The organism is Kineobactrum salinum (assembly GCF_010669285.1).
Classification (GTDB): Bacteria; Pseudomonadota; Gammaproteobacteria; order Pseudomonadales; family Halieaceae; genus Kineobactrum; species Kineobactrum salinum.
Genome location: NZ_CP048711.1, coordinates 564,283 through 583,576 on the forward strand (window position 1 = coordinate 564,283; position 19,294 = coordinate 583,576).

General features: G+C 64.2%; 17 protein-coding genes. 4 read left to right on the plus strand and 13 right to left on the minus strand.

Going from position 1 to position 19,294, the window contains the following annotated elements:
- Positions 1–3: 3 nt before the first annotated feature.
- The 7 genes from G3T16_RS02505 to G3T16_RS02530 all read right to left on the minus strand — a co-directional run bounded on the left by G3T16_RS02505 (position 4) and on the right by G3T16_RS02530 (position 7,194).
- A complete protein-coding gene (locus G3T16_RS02505; RefSeq protein ID WP_163493686.1) occupies positions 4–960 on the minus strand; it encodes a 2-hydroxyacid dehydrogenase in 957 nt (318 codons plus the stop codon).
- A 101-nt stretch (positions 961–1,061) separates the two neighbouring features.
- Positions 1,062–1,640, minus strand: a complete 579-nt coding sequence (locus tag G3T16_RS21560) for a hypothetical protein (protein ID WP_232059234.1) — start codon at positions 1,638–1,640, stop codon at positions 1,062–1,064.
- Positions 1,592–2,455, minus strand: coding sequence for a GntT/GntP/DsdX family permease (locus G3T16_RS21565; RefSeq protein ID WP_232059235.1), 864 nt, complete (start codon positions 2,453–2,455; stop codon positions 1,592–1,594). Before G3T16_RS21565 ends, G3T16_RS21560 begins: the two co-directional genes overlap by 49 nt.
- A gap of 64 nt (positions 2,456–2,519) precedes the next feature.
- Positions 2,520–4,118 (minus strand): acetolactate synthase large subunit, encoded by a 1,599-nt coding sequence (locus G3T16_RS02515; protein WP_163493687.1) that lies wholly within the window; start codon positions 4,116–4,118, stop codon positions 2,520–2,522.
- A gap of 101 nt (positions 4,119–4,219) precedes the next feature.
- Positions 4,220–4,927, minus strand: coding sequence for a Crp/Fnr family transcriptional regulator (locus G3T16_RS02520; protein ID WP_163493688.1), 708 nt, complete (start codon positions 4,925–4,927; stop codon positions 4,220–4,222).
- A 192-nt stretch (positions 4,928–5,119) separates the two neighbouring features.
- The gene (locus tag G3T16_RS02525) at positions 5,120–6,481 is read right to left on the minus strand and encodes an MATE family efflux transporter (protein ID WP_232059236.1); all 1,362 of its coding nucleotides are present in this window, start codon (positions 6,479–6,481) and stop codon (positions 5,120–5,122) included.
- Positions 6,482–6,666: 185 nt separating this feature from the next.
- Positions 6,667–7,194, minus strand: coding sequence for a peroxiredoxin family protein (locus G3T16_RS02530; RefSeq protein ID WP_163493689.1), 528 nt, complete (start codon positions 7,192–7,194; stop codon positions 6,667–6,669).
- Between the two features lie 158 nt (positions 7,195–7,352).
- On the opposite strand from G3T16_RS02530, the gene G3T16_RS02535 reads away from it, so the two are divergent.
- On the plus strand, positions 7,353–10,601 hold the full coding sequence (locus G3T16_RS02535; RefSeq protein ID WP_163493690.1) for an amidohydrolase family protein: 3,249 nt from the start codon (positions 7,353–7,355) through the stop codon (positions 10,599–10,601).
- A gap of 3 nt (positions 10,602–10,604) precedes the next feature.
- Here G3T16_RS02535 and G3T16_RS02540 read toward each other — a convergent pair whose 3' ends face one another.
- The 3 genes from G3T16_RS02540 to G3T16_RS02550 are packed head-to-tail and all read right to left on the minus strand — an operon-like array spanning position 10,605 to position 13,445.
- Positions 10,605–12,053, minus strand: coding sequence for a DUF3482 domain-containing protein (locus G3T16_RS02540; RefSeq protein ID WP_163493691.1), 1,449 nt, complete (start codon positions 12,051–12,053; stop codon positions 10,605–10,607).
- Positions 12,053–12,418, minus strand: a complete 366-nt coding sequence (locus tag G3T16_RS02545) for a DUF2868 domain-containing protein (RefSeq protein ID WP_232059430.1) — start codon at positions 12,416–12,418, stop codon at positions 12,053–12,055. Before G3T16_RS02545 ends, G3T16_RS02540 begins: the two co-directional genes overlap by 1 nt.
- A gap of 13 nt (positions 12,419–12,431) precedes the next feature.
- Positions 12,432–13,445 carry a DUF2868 domain-containing protein gene (locus G3T16_RS02550; protein WP_163493693.1) on the minus strand — a complete coding sequence of 338 codons (1,014 nt, stop codon included), beginning with the start codon at positions 13,443–13,445 and terminating at the stop codon, positions 12,432–12,434.
- A 77-nt stretch (positions 13,446–13,522) separates the two neighbouring features.
- Here G3T16_RS02550 and G3T16_RS02555 point away from each other — a divergent pair, with 77 nt between their 5' ends.
- Both G3T16_RS02555 and G3T16_RS02560 read left to right on the plus strand, forming a co-directional pair.
- Positions 13,523–14,416: a helix-turn-helix transcriptional regulator gene (locus G3T16_RS02555; protein WP_163493694.1), complete on the plus strand. Its 894-nt coding sequence runs from the start codon at positions 13,523–13,525 to the stop codon at positions 14,414–14,416.
- A gap of 46 nt (positions 14,417–14,462) precedes the next feature.
- Positions 14,463–15,038: a hypothetical protein gene (locus tag G3T16_RS02560; RefSeq protein WP_163493695.1), complete on the plus strand. Its 576-nt coding sequence runs from the start codon at positions 14,463–14,465 to the stop codon at positions 15,036–15,038.
- Here G3T16_RS02560 and G3T16_RS02565 read toward each other — a convergent pair.
- The 3 genes from G3T16_RS02565 to G3T16_RS02575 are packed head-to-tail and all read right to left on the minus strand — an operon-like array spanning position 15,016 to position 18,180.
- The gene (locus G3T16_RS02565) at positions 15,016–15,996 is read right to left on the minus strand and encodes an NAD(P)H-quinone oxidoreductase (RefSeq protein WP_163493696.1); all 981 of its coding nucleotides are present in this window, start codon (positions 15,994–15,996) and stop codon (positions 15,016–15,018) included. The genes G3T16_RS02560 and G3T16_RS02565 overlap by 23 nt on opposite strands.
- 43 nt (positions 15,997–16,039) lie before the next feature.
- A complete protein-coding gene (locus tag G3T16_RS02570) occupies positions 16,040–16,786 on the minus strand; it encodes a slipin family protein (protein WP_163493697.1) in 747 nt (248 codons plus the stop codon).
- Entirely contained in the window at positions 16,786–18,180 is a 1,395-nt protein-coding gene (locus G3T16_RS02575) for an NfeD family protein (RefSeq protein ID WP_232059237.1), read from the minus strand. The genes G3T16_RS02570 and G3T16_RS02575 overlap by 1 nt, the downstream gene beginning before the upstream one ends.
- Before the next feature lie 136 nt (positions 18,181–18,316).
- Here G3T16_RS02575 and G3T16_RS02580 point away from each other — a divergent pair, with 136 nt between their 5' ends.
- Complete coding sequence (locus G3T16_RS02580; RefSeq protein WP_163493698.1) at positions 18,317–19,285, plus strand: magnesium transporter CorA family protein; 969 nt, start codon at positions 18,317–18,319, stop codon at positions 19,283–19,285.
- Positions 19,286–19,294: the final 9 nt, after the last annotated feature.

Genomic DNA, 19,294 nt, shown 5'->3' on the forward strand with positions numbered 1-19,294 from the left:
GCATTATCCCGCTGCAGAGGCCGGCACCGGGACACAGTTGTCCAGGGGCCGGCCATCTCGAAAATAGGCCTGGATATTGCGCAGCAGGCGCGTGCCCATGTCCCTGCGGCACTCGATGCTCGCGCTTCCGATATGCGCCAGCAGGCATACATTGTCGAGCTCGAGCAGGCCCGGACTGACCTCGGGTTCGAACTCGAACACATCGAGTCCGGCGGCACCGAGCGAGCCATCGTGTAGCGCCTCGATCAGCGCCGCCTCATCGACCAGCGGGCCGCGCCCGGTATTGATCAGTACGCTACCCGGCTTCATCCAGCTCAGACTCTGGCGATTGATCAGGTGCCTGGTGGCGGCGTTCAGTGGACAGTTGAGGGAAACAATATCCGCCTCTTCCAGCAACTCGCGCAGCCCGGCACGGTACTCGGCCCCGAGGGTGGCCTCTGCCCCGACTTTGCGCCCGGGACCGTGGTACAACACCCGCATGTCGAAGCCCCGGGCACGCCGAGCCAGGGCTTGGCCAATCCCGCCAAATCCGACAATGCCGAGGGTCTTGCCATGCACGCGCATGCCTTCCACCGCCGCACCCGCGCTCCAGTCACCGGCGCGCAGCCGGCGCTCGCTGTAGTTCAGGCGGCGGCAGGTAGCGAGCAGCAGCGCGAAGCACAGGTCTGCGGTGTCCTGGGTGACCACAGGCGTATTGCTGACCAGCAGGCCCCGGCGAGTCGCCGCTTCGAGATCGATATGGTCAGTACCCACCCCAATACTGGCAATCAGCGCGATACTGCCGGGCAGCTGATCGATAAGACCTTCCGGGACCGGGTCCATCGGCGTTGTCACGTAGACTCCACAATCCTGCATAAGGTCCGGTTTCGCAGCGGTAATCCGGACCTCCCCCAGGCTTGCCAGGCCCTGCGCCAGTCCCGCAGGTAATTCACGGGACACGGCTATCGCGGTATCAGGCATGTTCGCATTCCTTATTCGAATTTACCGAAGCGCGATACTAGCGCCGTATTTCCGATCAGAATGTCACAAAAGTGATAGTGGCCCGATTAAATCTGGTGGGCTCAGGTGCTCGCCGCCAGTGCCATGCAGGCCAGGGTCGCGAGCACCGGAATCGCCACTGTCACCACGAACACGTCCCGATAGGCCTGCCGGTAACTGAGGCCGGTGATCGTCAGCATGGCCACCACCGCTCCACAATGCGGCAGTGAGTCGAAGCCTCCGGCAGCCATGGTCGCCAGGCGATGCAATTCCGTGGCTGGAATCCCCATCGCCAGGTAGCCATCGGCCATGGTGGCCATGAATATCTGTAGCCCGCCGGAGGCAGAACCGGTAATCGCGGAAATGGCACTGATCGCGGTGAACAGTGAGAGCAAAGGCGGCAGGTCGGAAGCCAGCATCTGCTGGGCGAACTGCTGAAACCCCTCGGTGTGGGTCACCACGCCGCCGAAGCCAATCACCGCGGCGGTATTGATCAGGGGCATGATGGATTCCTGGGTTCCCTCGCCGACGATCCGCAACGGCTGGGCTCGCACACTGGGAAACAGCAAAACCGTAAGCGAAGTACCGGCAAACAGGGCCAGGCTGGGCCAGACTATCGGCTGGCTGTTGGCGAAACGCAGCAGGTCGTAGGCGCTGCCCACCCCGGTCTGGGCGCTCTCCCCCAGAGCGGCGAGCAACAGGCGCGGCAACAGGATGGTGCCCAATACCACCGCCAGCGGCAGCAGCGCGAGGGCCCAGTGCGGGTAACTCTGCTCGCCGGGGTCGGTCTGCAGCGAGCGGTCAGTCGGAGCGGCGACAAAGCCTCTCCTGCCGCTGCCGCTGCGTGGCGCTGACGCTCCAGGTACCACATGCCCAGCCCCAACATGATAACTCCGCCAAGCAGACCGAGCGAGCCTCCCGCAAACAGGTCAGTGCCGAGCGCCACCGAGGAGATGACATTGTGAATAGAGGGTGTTCCCGGCAGCGCGGTGAGCGTAAAGGTGCCGGAACCAAGGGCCAGTGCGGCACAGAACAGGCGCTTGGGAACATCGGCGTTTTGCAACAATTTCAGACCCAGCGGATACATGGCGAAAATCACCACGAACACCACCACGCCACCATAGGTCAGCAGGGCGGCAGAGAGCACCGTAATCCAGAGGACCCGCGTCGCGCCGAGCTTCCGCACCAGGGCCATGGCTATGCTGGAGGCGGCGTGGCTCTCGCCCATGACCCGCCCGAACATCGCGCCGGCGGCGAAAAGCAGAAAGAAACGCCCGGCAAAGGTAAAGGCCCCGAGGTCGCCAAAAGCAAAATATTCGCCCAGTCCCTGCGCGACCGGCAAGCCATTGGTCAGAATCACCAGAGCCGAGCTCAGCAGTGCCGCGAGAATGATGTTCACGCCCCGCAGGGCGAGCCAGATAAGCAGCACCAGGCCGCCCAACAGACCCAGATAGGCAATCAAAGTGTGCGAAAGCATGTCATATCCTTATTGTTTTTGTCGCCCGCGGCGGCAATCGGTGCTTCGGCCATGCCCAGTGTTTTCAGCACTCACCCGTGCCAGCGGGTGGCGGCGTTCGCCAGTTCGGTTCCAGGGGCGGGATTCGGGCATCGATCAGGTGCGGGCCCCGGGTGGCCATCGCCGCCGCCAGTTGCTCGCAGAAGGACTCCGCGCTGGTCGCCGTAGTGGCGCTGACGCCCATCCCCGTGGCCATCGCCTGAAAGTCCATGTCCGGTGTGCCTATTGCCAGTGAACTCGCGGCTTTGGGTCCCGGTTTGCCGCCGCGCGCACCGGTGCGGGCAAACTCCACTTCAAGCACGCTGTACTTGCCGTTGTTGAATATCACTACCGTGACATCAAGCTGTTCGCGGGCCATCGTCCACAGCGCCTGCACAGTGTACATGGCGCTGCCATCGCCCTCCAGACAAAGCACCTTGCGCTGTGGGGCTGCGATTGCGGCGCCCACCGCGGCGGGAAGCCCCCAGCCGATCGCACCACCGGTCAGGTTGAGCCAGTCGTGGGCCCGGGCATGCGCGGTCGCGGGGAAACAGGCCAGGCCCGAGGTAATGCCCTCATCCACCACGATGGCGTTCTCGGGCAGGTGGTGGGCCAGAGCCTGGGCCACCGTGCCCGCATCCAGGGCCCCGCGAGGCTCTGCCGGAAGCTGCAGCTCTCGCAGGACCGGCGCCCCGATGGCACCCAAACGCTCGGCCAGGACCTTGAGGGCGCCGTCGATATCATCACCGGGGCCGGCCAGGGCCAGGATCTCGCAGTCCGCCGGGGACAGCACACTGGCCACATTCGGGTAGGCGAAAAAAGACACCGGCTCACCGGCGCCCAGCAACAGCAGCTGCTCGGTACCCTCCAGCTCGGCACTCGCCAGCTCCGCCAGATAGGGCAGGCGCTCGATCACCGCGCTACCCGCGCCGCGCCTCACCCTGGCGGGGAAGGTCTCGGTCATCACCCGCGCGCCCGCGGCCTGCGCCAGGCGGCTCGCGAGTTCGCCCTGAGCCTGACTGATGTGACGCCCACCGAGCATGATCGCGGTGCGCTTGCCGTTTTCCAGCATGCGGGCCGCCTGCTCGAGGCGGTCTTCGGGCACCGCTGCAGGGCTCGCCGGCACCACGCTGGCGGCAGCACCGGCCGGGTTGTCGCCCCAGGATACATCGGCCGGCAGTACCAGGGTGGCAATCTGTCCCAGCCCCGCCTGGCGCACCGCCTCGGCACCATCCCGCGCGATATCCGCCGGCGCCTGCGAGGTATAGACCCAGTCGGAGACCGGGCCCGCGATGCCCTCGATATCCGAGGTCAGGGGGGCGTCGTATTGCAGGTGGTAGGTTGCGTGGTCACCGACGATATTGACCATGGGCAGCTTGCCCTTGCTGGCGTTGTGCACATTGGCCAGGGCGTTGCCGAGCCCCGGTCCCAGATGCAGTAGCGTGGAGGCCGGCTTGCCGGCTACCGCGGCATAGCCCGCGGCGGCGCCGCTGGCCACGCCCTCGAACAGGCACAGCACGCAGCGCATGCCTTGAACCTCATCCAGGGCCGCGACGAAGTGCATCTCGGAGGTACCGGGGTTGGTGAAACACACCTCAAGGCCCTGGTTGACCAGGGTCTGAATAAGGCTTTCTGCGCCGTTCATGACGATTCCTCGTGCCGGTGCGGCTGTCCGCCGCAATCAATTATCGGGGCCCGCAGTGAAGCGGGCCGGACGAGGATACGCAAAGCGTGCGGCCGAGACTGTCAGCGAGGCGATAATGTGCCGCCATGTGGCTCCTCGACGGGAAGGGCCAGCTGCTCCAGCGCCGACAGCTCCCGGATCAGCAGCGAGCCGTAGGCAAGGTCGATAACGCGCTCCGCCTGCCATTGGCGCAATACTTTGTTGACCGATTGCCGCGAGCCCGCCACCAGGCAGCCAATGTCCTCCTGCGTGATACGAAGATCGAAGTGAATCCCGTCCTCGCGCTCCTGGCCCACAGTCCGCGCCAGCAGACACAGGCGACGGGCAATGCGTCGGCACAGGGTATCGAGGCTCACTTGTTCATAAAAGGCGTACAGGCGCCGCGCGCGCTCTGTTTGCAGGCGGGCCACGGCCCAGGATATCTCGGGATGGACCTGCCACAGGCGCTCGAAATGCTCCTGTGGCATTACCCGCAGAATCACCTCGCCAATCGCCTGGGTGGTATGGGGCCGGCCGCCGCCGTCGATAAGGGTGGCCTCGCCGAAGCAGGTGCGGGGCGGGAACAGGTCATAGAGCAGCTCCTTGCCGCCCTGGCTGAGGTTGAAGATACGCACGTTGCCCTGCTCCACACGGTACAGCTCAGCGCCCGCTTCCCCCGCGCGGTAAATCGTTTCGCCGTTGGCATAGCGCCGTGGCGGCATGCATGCGAGCACCTCCTCGCGCACCGGTACCGGGAGCTCACCAATCCAGTCCTGTTCCCACAAGGTCATAGTGCTGCCTACGAAACGTTCACCGAGGTGACAGTAAACCAGAAAAACAACCAGGCATACCAGCCGGGGCAAACAGCGTACCGGACTGACCGGGGATGTGCGCTGTCCCGCGCCGGCACAGGCACCTCGCCGGGTGCGCGTCGCAACTTCATGATGCCATCCCAGCCCTCATCACAGTCTGCCCAGGTGAGTCTACTCCGCCATCACCCGCGCCAGGCGCGAAGGCCGGCGCCAGGTCTGGCCCAGCAGTCGCCTGAGATAGATCACCGCCAGCGCCAGCAGCATCGCGACAAAGCCCCACCAACTCACCAGTGGATCGCAGTCCAGCTGCTTGATCAGAATGAACTGGGAAATCAGCATCAGCACATGCAGGCTCATCGAGGTGTTCATCAGCCAGCGCGTGTCGCCAGCGCCGCGCAACACTCCGCTGCTGACCAGGATAATCGCGTCCGCCAGCACATAGGTCGCCATGCCCAGCATCATCTGGCTGCCCGCTGCGGAGATCGCCGAAAAATCCTCCCCCGGCGTGGCAAACACCTCCATCAACTGCACCCGAAACAGCACGAACAACACTGCCAGTACCAGAGAGTAGCTGACGGCCAGCAGGAAGCCGGCCGCGATCACCTGGTTGGTGCGGGTCATGTCGCCGGCACCGACATAGCGGCCGATCAGGCTGGTCACGGCGATGTTGAGGCCGATCAAAGGCACATAGTTGAGCATGTCCCAATTGAACACGATCGCCATCGCCGCGCCCTCGGTCACGCCGTAGGACTGGAACAACAGCAAAAAGAAGTTGAACGTCGCTGCACCGATAAAGGTTTCGAAGCCAGAGGGCAGACCCAGCCGGATATAGCGGCGCAAAATGCCGGCGTCGTAGCGGAAAGAGGCCAGCACCTGGAAGCGCTGCCGGTGAATGCGATTGAAGTAGAACAGCGCATACATGCCGATACTGAAAGTCGTCGCGATTATCGTTGCCAGCGCGGCGCCGCGAATGCCCAGCTCGGGCAGGCCCAGCTTGCCGAACACCAGGGCCCAGGTCAGCGGTATGTTCAGCAGCACCCCCAGCACGTCGGTGATCATCACCACCCGGGTGCGGGCGATGCCGCAGAAATAGGCCGCCGCGCAGGCCTTTATCAGCGTGAAACAGGCGCCGCCCATCAGCACATAATAGTATTGCTGCTCCAGTACTACCTGCTCCGGCGGGTGTCCCATCACCGCAAACAGGCCACCCATCACCCACGCGATGACCAGCAGCAGGGGCAGGGAGACCAGTGACATCAGTACCCCCTGGGTCAGTACCCGGGGACACTTCTGCAACTGGCCGGAACCGTAGTACTGTGCGACCAGCGCCGTGGCATAGGACATCACCCCGAGAAACAGGGATATACTGACGAAAAAGGTGACCCCTCCGCCCAGGGCCGAGGCAATATGCAGCGCGTCGATCCGCGACAGGAACAGGCGGTCGGTGAAGACCATCAGCGCAAACGCACTCTGGGACACGACCATGGGCAGCGCCAGGCGAAACAGCTCGCGCAACTCCCCGGTGTTCAACATGCCCTTCTCCACGGCTGCCCTCCCACGGCTCACCGCGCCGCGCCGAAGGCGCAGCGTATCAAGTGGGAAATAAAATGAGGGGCGCAATTATAGGCTGTGTTTCCCGTTTGGAAAGAGCCAGCCACCGACAATGGGAAAATTGCCGGAAGACCGGCCCGGATGGATCCGGCAACGGCGCTGAATGTTCAGCGCCGGGCGACACCCAGCTCTGCCAGCGCCGCCGCCATATCCTGGGCTGCCGTGGCGGGCTCGATCGAGCTGTCAATGCGCACGATCGTCCCCTCGCGGTCGATGTAGAAAGTATGGCGCCTGGCATAGCCGGCGGGTGCCAGCACGCCATAGGCCCTGGCCACGGATTTGTCCGGGTCGCTGAGCAGCGGAAAGTCGGCTCCGGTATCCTCGGCGAAGGCCTTGTTCTTGGCCAGCGGATCGACACTGGCCATGAAATAGCTGACATCGAAGGCCCGGATCAGGTGGCCATTTTCCGCCAGCGATTTGCACTCCACGGTGCAGCCGGAGGTGAAAGCCCGGGGAAACCAGGCCAGAACCACCGCCTGCTTCCCCTTGAAATCGGCCAGCCGGTAGGTCTTGCCGTCGCTGCCTTCCAGGCTGAAAGCCGGCGCCGGATCACCCACCTGCAACTCGGCAGCCGACAGGGTCGCGGGCAATACCAGGCCCAGCATCAGCAAAAACAGGGATCGGTACAGTTTCATCACAACTCCTCACGGGCGTACTGTCACAGAACGCGACAGCTTCAGGTTCATAGTAGCAGCTCGACGTAGTATGGTACCCGCATGTCGCTGACCGGGTCACCCTGGGGTGGGCCACCGCGCACTCTTTTTACCATCACTCCAACGCCATGGTATATCTGATGAAGCTACCCATTGTTGTATTCGCCCTGTCGCTGCTGGCCAGTGCGGGACTGCAGGCAGAACCCCATCCCCGGGAAGAGACTCCGGCCTGGGATGTCAATGACCCCGCCTTTTCGGCAACCGCCAACCGCGCTGCGATCGATGTCAGCGAAGGCACCTGGATGAGTCTGGATGTCTCTCCGGATGGCGAACACCTGGTGTTCGATCTGCTGGGGGATATCTACGAACTGCCGCTGGCGGGCGGCGAGGCGCGCGCCCTCACCTCGGGCCACGCCTGGGACATGCAGCCCCGCTACAGCCCCGACGGCCGTCATATCGCGTTTACCTCGGACCGCAACGGCGGCGACAACATCTGGACCCTGAGCCGCGACAGCGGCGAGCTGCGGCAAATCACCCATGAAACCTTCCGCCTGCTGAACAACCCCAGCTGGAGCCCGGATGGCGACTACATCGCTGCGCGCAAGCATTTCACCACTTCGCGCTCCCTCGGCACCGGCGAAATCTGGCTCTACCACGCCGCCGGCGGCGAGAACAACAGCGGCCAGCTGGTGGTACCGCGGCCCAGTGAAACCTTCCAGAAGGAACAGGGCGAACCGGCTTTCAGTCCCGATGGCAAGCACCTCTATTTTTCCCTGAATACCACACCGGGAGATACCTTTATCTACCACCAGGACAGCAACACCGAGCTGTTCCAGATTCGCAGCGTGGAGCTGGCCAGCGGCGAGGTCACCACCGTTGCCGGCGGGCCCGGCGGCGCGGTGAGGGCGACCCCTTCGCCGGATGGCAAGCAGCTGGCCTATGTAAAGCGGGTCCGGGCCGAATCGCGCCTGTTCGTGATGGACCTCACCTCCGGTGTACAGCGCATGGTGCACGATGACCTGAATCTGGACATGCAGGAAACCTGGGCGGTGCACGGACTGTATCCGAACATGGCCTGGACGCCGGACAGCCGTGAACTGGTGTTCTGGGCCAAAGGCAAGCTCTGGCGTCTGCCGGTAGAACAAGGCGCAGGGCAAGGCGAAGCCCGGGAAATCCCGTTCAGGGTGCAGGACAGCCGCCAGATCTACCCGGCCGTGCGGTTTCCGGTAGAAGTGGCACCAGAGCAGTTCCGTACGCGGATGATCCGCTTTGCCCAGCCCTCCCCCGACGGCGATGCCATTGTGTTTGAGTCCCTGGGCCGGCTTTACCTGAAGCGCGGCGACGCGGCACCCAAGGCACTTACCAGCGACGACAACAGCGGCTTCGACTACGCGCCGGTCTGGACACCGGATGGCCGCGAGCTGCTGTTCCTGCGCTGGAATGACAGCGAGCTGACCAGCATCCGCCGGGTCAGCGCCCGCGGCGGCAAATCCAGGGCCCTGCAACACCCCAAGGGCAAGTACACCGAACTGGCCATCTCCCCCGACGGCGGCACGCTGGCGCTGCGCAAGCTGGGCAGCAGCGCACTGCTGCACCCGGAGTGGAGTGTGCAGCCGGGCATCTACCTGCTGGACCGGGATGGGGGCGAGATGCACTTCGTCAGCGACCGCGGCGAGCACCCCCATTTCGGCCCGGATGAGCGCATCTATCTGCAGGAGCGGGCCGAGTCCGCCAGCGGCCGCGGCAGTTCCACGGCCAGTACCAAGCTGATTTCCATGACCCGTGACGGTCACGACGTGCGCGAACTGGCGAGTGCGGAGCTGGCGACCAACATCCGGCTGTCACCGGACGGCCGCCATATCGCCTTCGAGGACCGGCAGCAGATGCACCTGACCGCGGCCCGGTTCACCGGCAAGCCGCTGGTGCTGGATGCGGACAAGGCAGCCTTCCCGAGCGTGCGCATCAGCGCCATCGGCGGCAGCTACCTGTCCTGGAATGCCGCTGGCAGCGCGCTCAGCTGGAGCACCGGACCGGAGCTGAAGACGGTCACCGTCGAGGCCGCCATGGCCCCGGACTTCACCCCGCCCGCGAGCGGTATCGACCTGTCCCAGGAAATCGACAGTGCGCGACCCGACAGCCGCATCGCCCTGACCAATGCCCGCATCGTGACGATGAATGCAGCGCGCGACGTGATAGAAAATGGCACTGTGCTGCTGGAAAACAACCGCATTCGCGCGGTGGGAGATCAGGAGCTGGCCATCCCCGAGGGCTTTCGCAGTGTCGACATGGCCGGCAAGACCCTGGTACCGGGCTTCGTCGACATTCACGCCCATGGCCCCTACGGCAGCAGCGACATTGTGCCCCAGCAGAACTGGAATCTGCTGGCGCATCTGGCGCTGGGCGTCACCACCGTGCACAACCCCTCCAGCAGTGCCAACCTGGTCTTCGCCGCCGCGGAGTATGCCCGCGCCGGCAGAATTCTGGGACCACGCATCTTCTCCACCGCGGAGATCATCTACGGCGCGAAGGCCACCTACTGGTCCCCCGTAGATAGCCTGGAAGACGCCCTGGCCCATGTGCGCCGGCTCAAGGCTCAGGGCGCGGTGTCGGTCAAGAACTACAACCAGCCGCGGCGCGACCAGCGTCAGCAGGTGATCGAGGCGGCGCGCCGGGAAGGCCTGATGACCGTGGCCGAGGGCGGTTCGCTGTACCACATGGACATGAACCTGATCGGCGATGGCATTACCGGTATCGAGCACAACGTGCCGGTACTGCCGATGTACGAGGATGTCACCCAGTACTGGCGCCAGAGCCAGGCCGGCTACACCCCGACCCTGGTGGTCACCTTCGGCGGGCTGACCTCTGAGGACTACTACTACCAGGACACCGAGGTGTGGAAGCACCCGCTGCTGGCCAATTTCGTGCCGCCAGCGGTACTGCAACCGCGCTCCGTGCGCCGGCCCATGGCACCGGAAGCCGACTACCGCGACGACGACGCCGCCGCGGCCGCCAAGGTATTGCTGGACGAAGGTGTGCTGGTCAATACCGGCGGCCACGGCCAGCGGGAAGGCCTGGCCTCCCACTGGGAAATGTGGAGTTTTGTCCGCGGCGGCTTCAGCCCCATGCAGGCACTGGCGGCAGCGACCATCAACCCGGCCACTTATCTGGGCATGGAGGCCGACCTGGGCTCCATCGAACAGGGCAAACTGGCGGACCTGGTGGTGCTGGATGCCAACCCGCTGGAGAATATCCGCCACTCCGACCAGATCAGCCATATCGTACTCAATGGCCGGATCTACGAGGCGGCAACGCTGGCAGAAACCCACACCGGCGACGCCGAGCTGCAGCCCTTCTACTGGCAGGGCCGGCCAGAGTCCGCGATCCGCTGAGGCCTACAAGGTCCGGGGGTCCTGCGGCACCGGGCCGCCGGCCGGCACCTGTTTCAGATCCTGCCGCTCGCACAGCTGCTGGATCATCGCCGCGAGTTGCTCGCGGCGCTCGGTGAGTTTCCGGCCCCGGCGGATGTCCTCGAACAGCCGGCCGAGACGGCGCCGCTCGCTGTCGCTCAGTGCAGCGAGCAGCTGGCCCTGCAACTTGAGCGGGCTGCGGTCAGCGTGGGTGCGGCTGCACAGCAGCTGGTGATGCAGCAGCGCACGGCCCAGCAACACGAACGGGAAGTTCAGGTTGCGCGCCGGACCGTAGCTGAGCAGCTTGCCGCCGGCGGGTATGCCCTTGACGGTTATTTCGCCAATTTCATTGGCGTAGCGCAAGGCCGCTATGCCGCTGCCGGCAGCGCCCACCGCGCCGGAGACCAGAGTGCCGAGGCCGCCCAGCAGGCCACCGGTGGCGCCGTCCACGAACAGGCCGGCACTGCCGCCGACTACCGCGCCGACCGAGGTGGCGACTGCTGCCAGCGAACGGCGGTCCAGCCCCCACAGATACCAGTTGTCGGTGTTGAACAGCTCCGACTCCTCCAGCGCCAGGCCCTCCTCGCTGCGAGCCAGGCTGCTGTAGTTGAACACCTCTTCCACCTGTCTCCGGCACTGCCGCTCACGCTCCACCAGGTGAGCGCGGTAGCGCTGGAACAGCAATTTCTGCACCGGTTCCAGCGGCACTCCCTGCGGTACCCGCTGGGAGGTCTGCCAAGCCAGCGCATCACTGATCAGAGCACTGATCAACAGGCCCGCACTGCGGTGCTGACTGGCCCGCTCTGAGCGCAGCAATGCGACCGCCCGCACCAGCGCTCCCTGCCAGCCGGTATCCAGATGACCGAACAGCTCCAGCAGCTCCAGCTGTTTCGCGTGCTCCGCGCGCTGGGCATCAAACAGGCGCACCGTGCGAAAATACTGCCCCAGGCCCGCACTCCATTCCTGCTCGTAGTCGGCATTGTCTATCGGGTTGATCAGCGCCAGACTGGGACGCCCGGTCCAGCGCAAAATTTCCATTTCCGGTTCATAGTCGGCCCCAAAAGGAACCGAACCGTCCACCACATAGATAATACCGGCTCCCTCGACAATCGGCTGCAGCAGCTCGCACTCGTCATGGAACCGCGGATCATTGCGATGCTGGTCGACGAAATCGCGTACCGCCGCCGGACGGGAGGAAGCATCAGCGCTGTGTGCCCGCAACCAGTCCAGCACAGCCCGGGCGCGCTGGATGCCGGGCGTATCCACCAGCACGTACAGGGTTTCACCATCCACCTGCATCGGAAAACTGCGTGTCTCCCGGGTCGATCCGGCATGGGGGTCAATGAATACGGACTCATCCCGCGCCAGGGTTGCAACAATACTGGACTTGCCCTTGTTGGGGCGCCCCACCACCGCAAAGGTCGGTACCGCCATCAGTCCACCACCCGGTTCAGCAGTTGCACGTCCACACTGGCAAAGGGCAGCCGTCGGGCAAAGGCGTGCCAATCCTCCACCTTGCGCCTGGGGGTGGGTTTGCCGGGCAGCGGCAGCAGCAGCACGGTGCAGCGGTCCAGCGACGCCAGCGGTGCCAACGCATCCAGCAACTCCGCCATCGGCGGCTCCCAGGCCTTCACTACCAGCAGCAGGCGGCGGTACTGGTGCAGGTCCAGCGTCTGCAGCTGCGCCAGATCCGCATCCAGTGCGGCTACCCCGATGGTCAGTTGCCGCCCGGGCGGCACACTCAGTAACTGCTCGTACTGCTGCGGCCCCTCACTGCCCAGACCCCCGCCATAGTCCACCAACAATAGCTGTTCATCCCGCTGCGGGACGGGGCCGGCCGCGGCGACCCGGTATCGGGGGGAACTGTCCCGGATCCGGAGTCGAGGCACGGGTACGCAGCAGCGGCGCCTCCATGCGGGCCAACACCAGTTCAGCACCGGGATAATGTACGAAACTGTGGACCAGCAGCCGTCTCGCCAGCAATCTGGACAGTCCCCACAGCAACAGCCTTGGCAGCAGCCCATAGCACAACAGGCACAAAAACAGGAACGGCCACCAGCCGCGCATACTTTCGATGCCCGCCCGATCCAGGGTCACCAGTGCCGGGTGGAAGCGACTTCCCGCCACCACCTCGGCAGGCACTGTCGCCGCCGGCAGCCAGCTGGCCCAGGGCCAGGCCAGCGTGTCCATCAACCCCTGCACCAGGCCGGCGCCGGGCTGGAAGGTTGAGCCCCAGACAAAACTGAATTCGCCCAGCGCCGGAATCAGCAGGAACGCCAGCGCCGCCGCCAGCGTGAACAGGGCGCCCAGCTCCTGGCCATAGCGCAACAACAGCAGTCGCAACAAGGGCTGCAACTCCCGCAGGTAACGATCATCGGGCAGGCTGCGCTGCAGGATCCAGCGAGCCGGGTTGAGCGGCAGTGCCAACGGTACCTGGCCCCGGGCAGAGCGCCACATCAGCAGCGCCGCCAACAGACACAGCAACAGCTGGCTGAATACGAACAGGGCCAGAAACAGAAACACGTTGACCAGTGCCCGCTCACTGCCCAGCAGGAAACCCGCCATTGCCGCAAAACCGCTTGCCAGCGCCAGCAGCCGCGCCAACAGTGCCGCGGAGGCCTCTGACAACGACTTCGACACAACCGTCGCCGGCGGCGCCACCGCATCCAGCCAGCACAGCAGGCGCGGCAGCACGGCGGCACTGCCGCAGTCCAGCGCAATGGCCCGGTCGCGCTCGCGCAGCGCCGCCACGGGTTCCTGCTGGTCTCTCTCCAGCTGGCCCGCAAGCCGGTACAGATCCTGGATATCGGGCCTGCTGTGTGTCATGACCTCACGCTCTATGTTCGCCGGCGACATGTCGGTGTACGATACAGGTAATCAGCCTGCAAGGGGAGGTGTGGCGCGTGAGCGCAAGCAGCAAGTTAAAATGGCCCATCCGCTGGGAACTGCTGGTGCGCTACCGCTATATTGAAACCATCGCGCTGTGGGAGGGACGCCTTACCACCCGTCATCTGTGCGATACTTTTGGCATCGGCCGGCAACAGGCCAGCAAGGACATCAACCAGTATCTCCGCCATATCGGCCCCGACAACCTGTGCTATGACAAGTCGCTGAAGGGATACAAGCCCGCTCCCGGGTTCACGCCGCGAGTGACCCGCGGCCTGGCCGACGAATACCTGCACCTGATGGCGCGCAACAATGAACTGTCCAATGTATTTGAATCGCTGGCCCTGAATGTCGCCAACGTGGAAGTGCTGACGGTACCGCTGCGGGATGTGCGGGCAGAGGTACTGCGGCCCATCATGCAGGCTGCCCGCCAGCAGCGCCGGCTCGAGGTGGACTATGTATCGCTGCACAACCCGGATCGCGAGGGCCGTATCATCGTCCCGCACACCGTGGTATTCACCGGCCTGCGCTGGCATGTGCGCGCCTGGTGCGAAAAAAACCGGGAATACCGCGACTTTGTGCTGAGCCGCTTCCGGGGGCTGCCCGAGATGCTGGAGGAATCCCCGCACGGGGCCGGCCAGGACCGGGAATGGAACAGCCAGGTCACGCTCCGTATCGTGCCGGACCCACGCCTGCGGCCGGATCAGCGCGAAGTGGTGGCCAACGACTACGGTATGGACGATGGCGTGCTCGCGCTCACGCTGCGCGGTAAACTGGTGCCCTATGCACTGAAACTCTTGCATATTGATCCGGGAGAGGCGCAGGATGACCCGGCGGCCCAGCAGATCGTGGTAGAAAACCGGGAGGCGCTGACACCCTGGTTGTTTGGCCAACCTTCCGGCAGTCGTTGAGCGGTGGCGTCAGGCCACCCCATCCCATTGTCCGAGGAGAACCACCATGGCACGCTTCCTTCTCACCCTGGCTGTTATCGGCCTGCTCGCCAGCAATTTCCTGGTACTGACCTGGAATGCGGCCACCATCAGGCTGTCGGATGCGCTCGAGAGCGTCGGCGTCAGCACGGTCTATGGCCGGCTGCAGGAGCATCGCAAGGGCCAGGACAGACACCTGGAACAGGCCCTGACGGAACAACGTACGATGCGGGAGCAGGTGCGCTACGCGGGAGAAAGCATCCGTCAGCGCACTGTGAAAAGCGCGGCCGCCAATATCGGCTCGCTGCCCGCTGAAGCGGTGCCCTACCTGGGCTGGGCGGTCGTGGTCGGAGTCACCGACTACGAGCTGATGCTGGCCTGTGAAAACCTGCAGGAGCTCGAGTCGCTGTACCACAGCCTGGGGGTGGCAGTGGAGGCTGATCCGGAGGCCATGCAGTTGATCTGTGAGCCTGAAATCAAGACCTTCAGCGAAGCCTATGCCCGCATTCCCGATGCTCTTGCCGCCGAGTACGCCGAGTTCCAGGAATGGGCCAACAGCGACCCCGCGCCAACCGGCAGCGCTACGGTGCCACCTGTAGAATGATCTTGCCAATATGCTGGCTGCTCTCCATCAGCTCGTGGGCCGCGGCGGCTTCCTCCAGCGGCATTACAGCGGCAATCACCGGTTTGACTTCCTCCCGCTCCAACAACGGCCAGACATGCTGGCGCAGACTGTCGGCAATGGCGGCCTTGGCGGCCGCGGACTGGGGCCGCAGTGTTGACGCCGTCAGGGTAAGACGTTTCAACAGCACCGGCACGAAATTGACGGTGACCTCGAATCCCCCCTGAAACGCAATATTCACGATACGGCCGTCGACCGCGGCCAGCTTGATATTGCGGTTGATGTAATCGCCTCCCACCATGTCCAGAATCACGTCGAAACCGCCGCTACAGGCCGACTGCAGTACCTCGACAAAATCCTGTTCGCGGTAATTGACTGCGCGGGCGGCGCCCAGCTCCATACAGGCGGCGCATTTCTCCGCGCTGCCGGCGGTGGCGTATACAGTAGCCCCCAGCGCGCGGGCCAGCTGAATCGCAGTCGTACCGATGCCGGAGCTGCCCCCATGCACCAGCAATTGCTCCCCGGCCCGCAGCCGGCCGCGGTCAAAGACGTTGCTCCAGACCGTAAAGCAGGTCTCCGGCAATCCCGCCGCCGCGGTCATCTCCATGCCCGGCGGCAGCGGCAGACACTGACCTGCGGGCGCCGTCACATACTCGGCGTAGCCGCCACCGTTGGTCAGCGCGCAAACCTCGTCACCTTCCCGCCACTGGCTTACCGCACTTCCCACGGACATCACGGTACCGGCAACCTCCAGGCCAGGCAGATCGGAAGCACCGGGCGGGGCCGGATACAAGCCCTTGCGCTGCATCACGTCCGGCCGGTTGACACCGGCCGCGGCCACGGCGATCAGGACTTCATCCGCGGCCGGCCGGGGGCGCTCCCGTTCCGTCAGCTGCAATACCTGGGGCCCACCGGGCTCCCTGATTTCCATACAACGCATAACTGTGTTCCGTGCTTGGTGGCAGGACGGGAATCTGCCCGCCTCAGGCGCCGAACTTCTTCATGATGTCCACCGGCAGTGGGAACACTATCGTGGAACTGCGGTCGCCGGCAATCTCCACCAGCGTCTGCAGGTAGCGCAGCTGTATCGCCGACTCCTCGGTAGCCAGAACCTTGGCCGCCTCGGAGAGTTTCTGCGCGGCCTCGGCTTCGCCGATGGCGTGGATCACCTTGGCCCGCCGTTCCCGCTCCGCCTCGGCCTGTTTGGCGATCGCCCGCACCATGGATTCGTTCAGATCCACGTGTTTGATCTCCACGTTGGCGACCTTCACCCCCCAGGCCTCAGTCTGCTGGTCCAAAATGACCTGGATATCCGCATTGAGGCGGTCGCGTTCGGCCAGCATGTCATCCAGTTCATGCTGGCCCAGTACCGAGCGCAGCGTAGTCTGGGACAACTGACTGGTGGCCTCCAGATAATTTTCCACCTGGATAATGGCGCGCTCCGGATCCATGACCCGGAAATAGATCACCGCGTTGACCTGCACCGAGACGTTGTCCCGGGATATCACGTCCTGGGTCGGCACATCCATCACCAGTGTGCGCAGGTCAACCCGCACCATCTGCTGCAGGATGGGAATGACGATGATCAGGCCCGGCCCCTTCACTTTCTGGAAACGTCCCAGCATGAATATCACGCCGCGCTCATATTCCCGCAGCACCCGGAACATCGAGGCGATCAGTATGATGACCAGCACCACCAGAATGCCGCTGAAAGTCTGCATCTCCAACATCAGTTGTTCCCTCCTTGTTGTAACGCGCTTGGCTGCCTGGCCACCACGACCGTCAGCCCGTCAACCGCGGTGACTATGACCTCCTCGTTCAACTGCAGGGGCGCCTCGCTGCGCGCCTGCCAAAGTTCGCCATCCAGCCATACCCAGGCGCGGCCATTGTCGATACGCCCCACCCGGGTGTGGGTTCCCGGCAAACGTTCCACCCCGCTCACCACAGCGCTGCGGCGCGCCTTCAGCACCATGCCCAGGGTAAAGACCAGCAGTCCGAGGCTGAACAGTGTCAATGCGACAATGATCGGCAGTGCGATCCGGTAAGCGGGCAGGGTGGTATCCATCAGCATGATCGAACCGACCAGAAAAGCGGCGGCGCCACCAATACCCAGGACGCCGAAGCTGGGGGCAAAGGCCTCGGCCACCATCAGGCCAATGCCCAGCAGCAGCAGTCCCATGCCGGCATAACTGACCGGCAGCATCTGCAGCGCGTACATCGCCACCAGCAAACTGACGGCGCCGACGACGCCGGGCAGGCCTATACCCGGGTTATAAAATTCGATGACCAGCCCATAGATGCCGACCAGCAGCAGGATATAGGCGATATTGGGGTTGGTGATCACCGACAGGAATTCGCTGCGCCCATCCATCGGCTGGTAATGCAGCTCCTGTCCGGCAGTGGCGAGGGTCACTTGCCGGTCACCCAGCTGCACTTCGAGGCCATCGAGTTGCTCCAGCAAGGAAGGCATCGACTCCGCCACCAACTCGATCACGCCCTGTTCCAGCGCCGCCCCGGCAGCCAGGCTGGCACCCTCGCGCACTGCCCGCTCGGCCCACTCGGCGTTGCGCTGGCGCAATTCGGCGAGACCGCGGATATAGGCCACGGCATCATTGACAATCTTGCGCTCCATCGCCGCAGTGGAGCCTCCGGCGGCCTCTTCAGCCTCCTCCCGCTCGTCCGAACCACCCGGAAAGCCCGGACCGCCCCCCATCTGGACCGGCGTGGCCGCCCCCAGGTTGGTACCCGGCGCCATGGCCGCCACATGAGTCGCGTACAGCAGATAGGTGCCGGCACTGGCGGCACGGGCTCCGCTGGGAGAGACGTAGGCCACCACCGGCAGCGGCGCCGCGAGCACTGCCTTGACCATGTCCCGCATTGCGGTATCCAGACCGCCGGGGGTGTCGATGCGCAGCACCAGCAATGTCGCCTCGGCCTCCACCGCCTTGTCCAGCGAGCGCTGCAGGTGATCGGCGGTGGCGGGGCCGATGGCGCCCTCTACATCGAGCACCCAGATGTCGGCCCGCGCCAGCGCCGGCATCAGCAGCAGGCACAGCAGCAGCCCGGCACGGGCTGCCTGTGCGAAGCGGATTCTTGTCGATTCCATGGCAGCAGTATAGAACATTCACCGCAGATCAGTGGCGCAATGGCTTGCGCCAGATCATGATCTGCATTGATGCCGGCGCTTGATACCGGCACTGCCCGTCCCGCGCGGTTTCGGTTAAGCTGCCCACAGGACAGCTCCCGGAGGACTGCAGACAATGATCAGGGCCAGGTTACTGACTGCCAACGGAGAGTGCCAGCAGGGCGACGAAGCTCTGCTGGCACCGTGGCGGGAGCAGCAGGACAGCCATCTCTGGCTGGATATCGAAAGTGAACTGACCGAGGAGCTGCAGACCCTGCTGTTATCCCTGCACTGCGACAAACTCGCTCTCAGCGACTGCTCCCGGCCCCGCCATCCACCCAAGGTGGAGGAGTTCGAGCACAATACCTTCATCCTGTTCCGGGGCATTGCCAGCATCGATGAACAGCTGTCACTGCAATCCCAACAGGTCAGCGTCTGGGTGGGCGAAAGGCTGTTGATCACCATGCATAGCGGCCATTCGGTCAGTGTGGAGAATTTCTGGGAGTCCGGCACCGAGCAGCAGCTCGTGAGGACGCCCAATATTCTCGCGCTGCGATTGCTGCATTACGCCACTGGCCGCTATCTTGAACAGATCATGCTGTTTGACGACCAGCTGGCGGACCTGGAGGACGCTCTGCTGCAGGACAGCACCGACGTGACCATGAAGGAGCTGGTGGTATACCGCTCACGGCTGCGCAAGCTGCGCCGGATCTTCAACTACCACCAGCGTGTGGCCGAACAGATCCTGCACGATGGCAGTCCACACCTGGGCAGTGGCCGTGATGCCAGCTACCATACCCGCCGCGACCTGTTCGACCGCTGCGAAAGGGTGCACAACCTGTGCAGCATGTACTACGAGATCTGCGGCGACCTGGTGGAAAGCCATATTTCCATCACCTCCCACCGGCTTAACAACACCATGAAAATCCTGACGATCATCACCGCAATCTTTATACCGCTGGGGTTCCTGGCCGGTATCTACGGCATGAATTTCGAGTACATGCCGGAACTGCAATTCCGCCACGGTTACTTCGTGCTGCTGGGAGTGATGGCGACCCTGGTCCTGGGAATGCTGGCCCTGTTCCGCAAGGTGCGCTGGCTGTAGCGAGGACGA

What these genes read in the sequence shown, in the direction of transcription:
- G3T16_RS02535 (WP_163493690.1), top strand. Translation starts at nt 7,353, where the DNA reads ATGAAGCTACCCATTGTTGTATTCGCCCTGTCGCTGCTGGCCAGTGCG.
- G3T16_RS02570 (WP_163493697.1), bottom strand. Translation starts at nt 16,786, where the DNA reads ATGTTGGAGATGCAGACTTTCAGCGGCATTCTGGTGGTGCTGGTCATC.
- G3T16_RS02530 (WP_163493689.1), bottom strand. Translation starts at nt 7,194, where the DNA reads ATGAAACTGTACCGATCCCTGTTTTTGCTGATGCTGGGCCTGGTATTG.
- G3T16_RS02575 (WP_232059237.1), bottom strand. Translation starts at nt 18,180, where the DNA reads ATGTTCTATACTGCTGCCATGGAATCGACAAGAATCCGCTTCGCACAG.
- G3T16_RS21565 (WP_232059235.1), bottom strand. Translation starts at nt 2,455, where the DNA reads ATGCTTTCGCACACTTTGATTGCCTATCTGGGTCTGTTGGGCGGCCTG.
- G3T16_RS02520 (WP_163493688.1), bottom strand. Translation starts at nt 4,927, where the DNA reads ATGACCTTGTGGGAACAGGACTGGATTGGTGAGCTCCCGGTACCGGTG.
- G3T16_RS02515 (WP_163493687.1), bottom strand. Translation starts at nt 4,118, where the DNA reads ATGAACGGCGCAGAAAGCCTTATTCAGACCCTGGTCAACCAGGGCCTT.
- G3T16_RS02560 (WP_163493695.1), top strand. Translation starts at nt 14,463, where the DNA reads ATGGCACGCTTCCTTCTCACCCTGGCTGTTATCGGCCTGCTCGCCAGC.
- G3T16_RS02550 (WP_163493693.1), bottom strand. Translation starts at nt 13,445, where the DNA reads ATGACACACAGCAGGCCCGATATCCAGGATCTGTACCGGCTTGCGGGC.
- G3T16_RS02565 (WP_163493696.1), bottom strand. Translation starts at nt 15,996, where the DNA reads ATGCGTTGTATGGAAATCAGGGAGCCCGGTGGGCCCCAGGTATTGCAG.
- G3T16_RS02540 (WP_163493691.1), bottom strand. Translation starts at nt 12,053, where the DNA reads ATGGCGGTACCGACCTTTGCGGTGGTGGGGCGCCCCAACAAGGGCAAG.
- G3T16_RS02580 (WP_163493698.1), top strand. Translation starts at nt 18,317, where the DNA reads ATGATCAGGGCCAGGTTACTGACTGCCAACGGAGAGTGCCAGCAGGGC.
- G3T16_RS02505 (WP_163493686.1), bottom strand. Translation starts at nt 960, where the DNA reads ATGCCTGATACCGCGATAGCCGTGTCCCGTGAATTACCTGCGGGACTG.
- G3T16_RS02525 (WP_232059236.1), bottom strand. Translation starts at nt 6,481, where the DNA reads ATGTTGAACACCGGGGAGTTGCGCGAGCTGTTTCGCCTGGCGCTGCCC.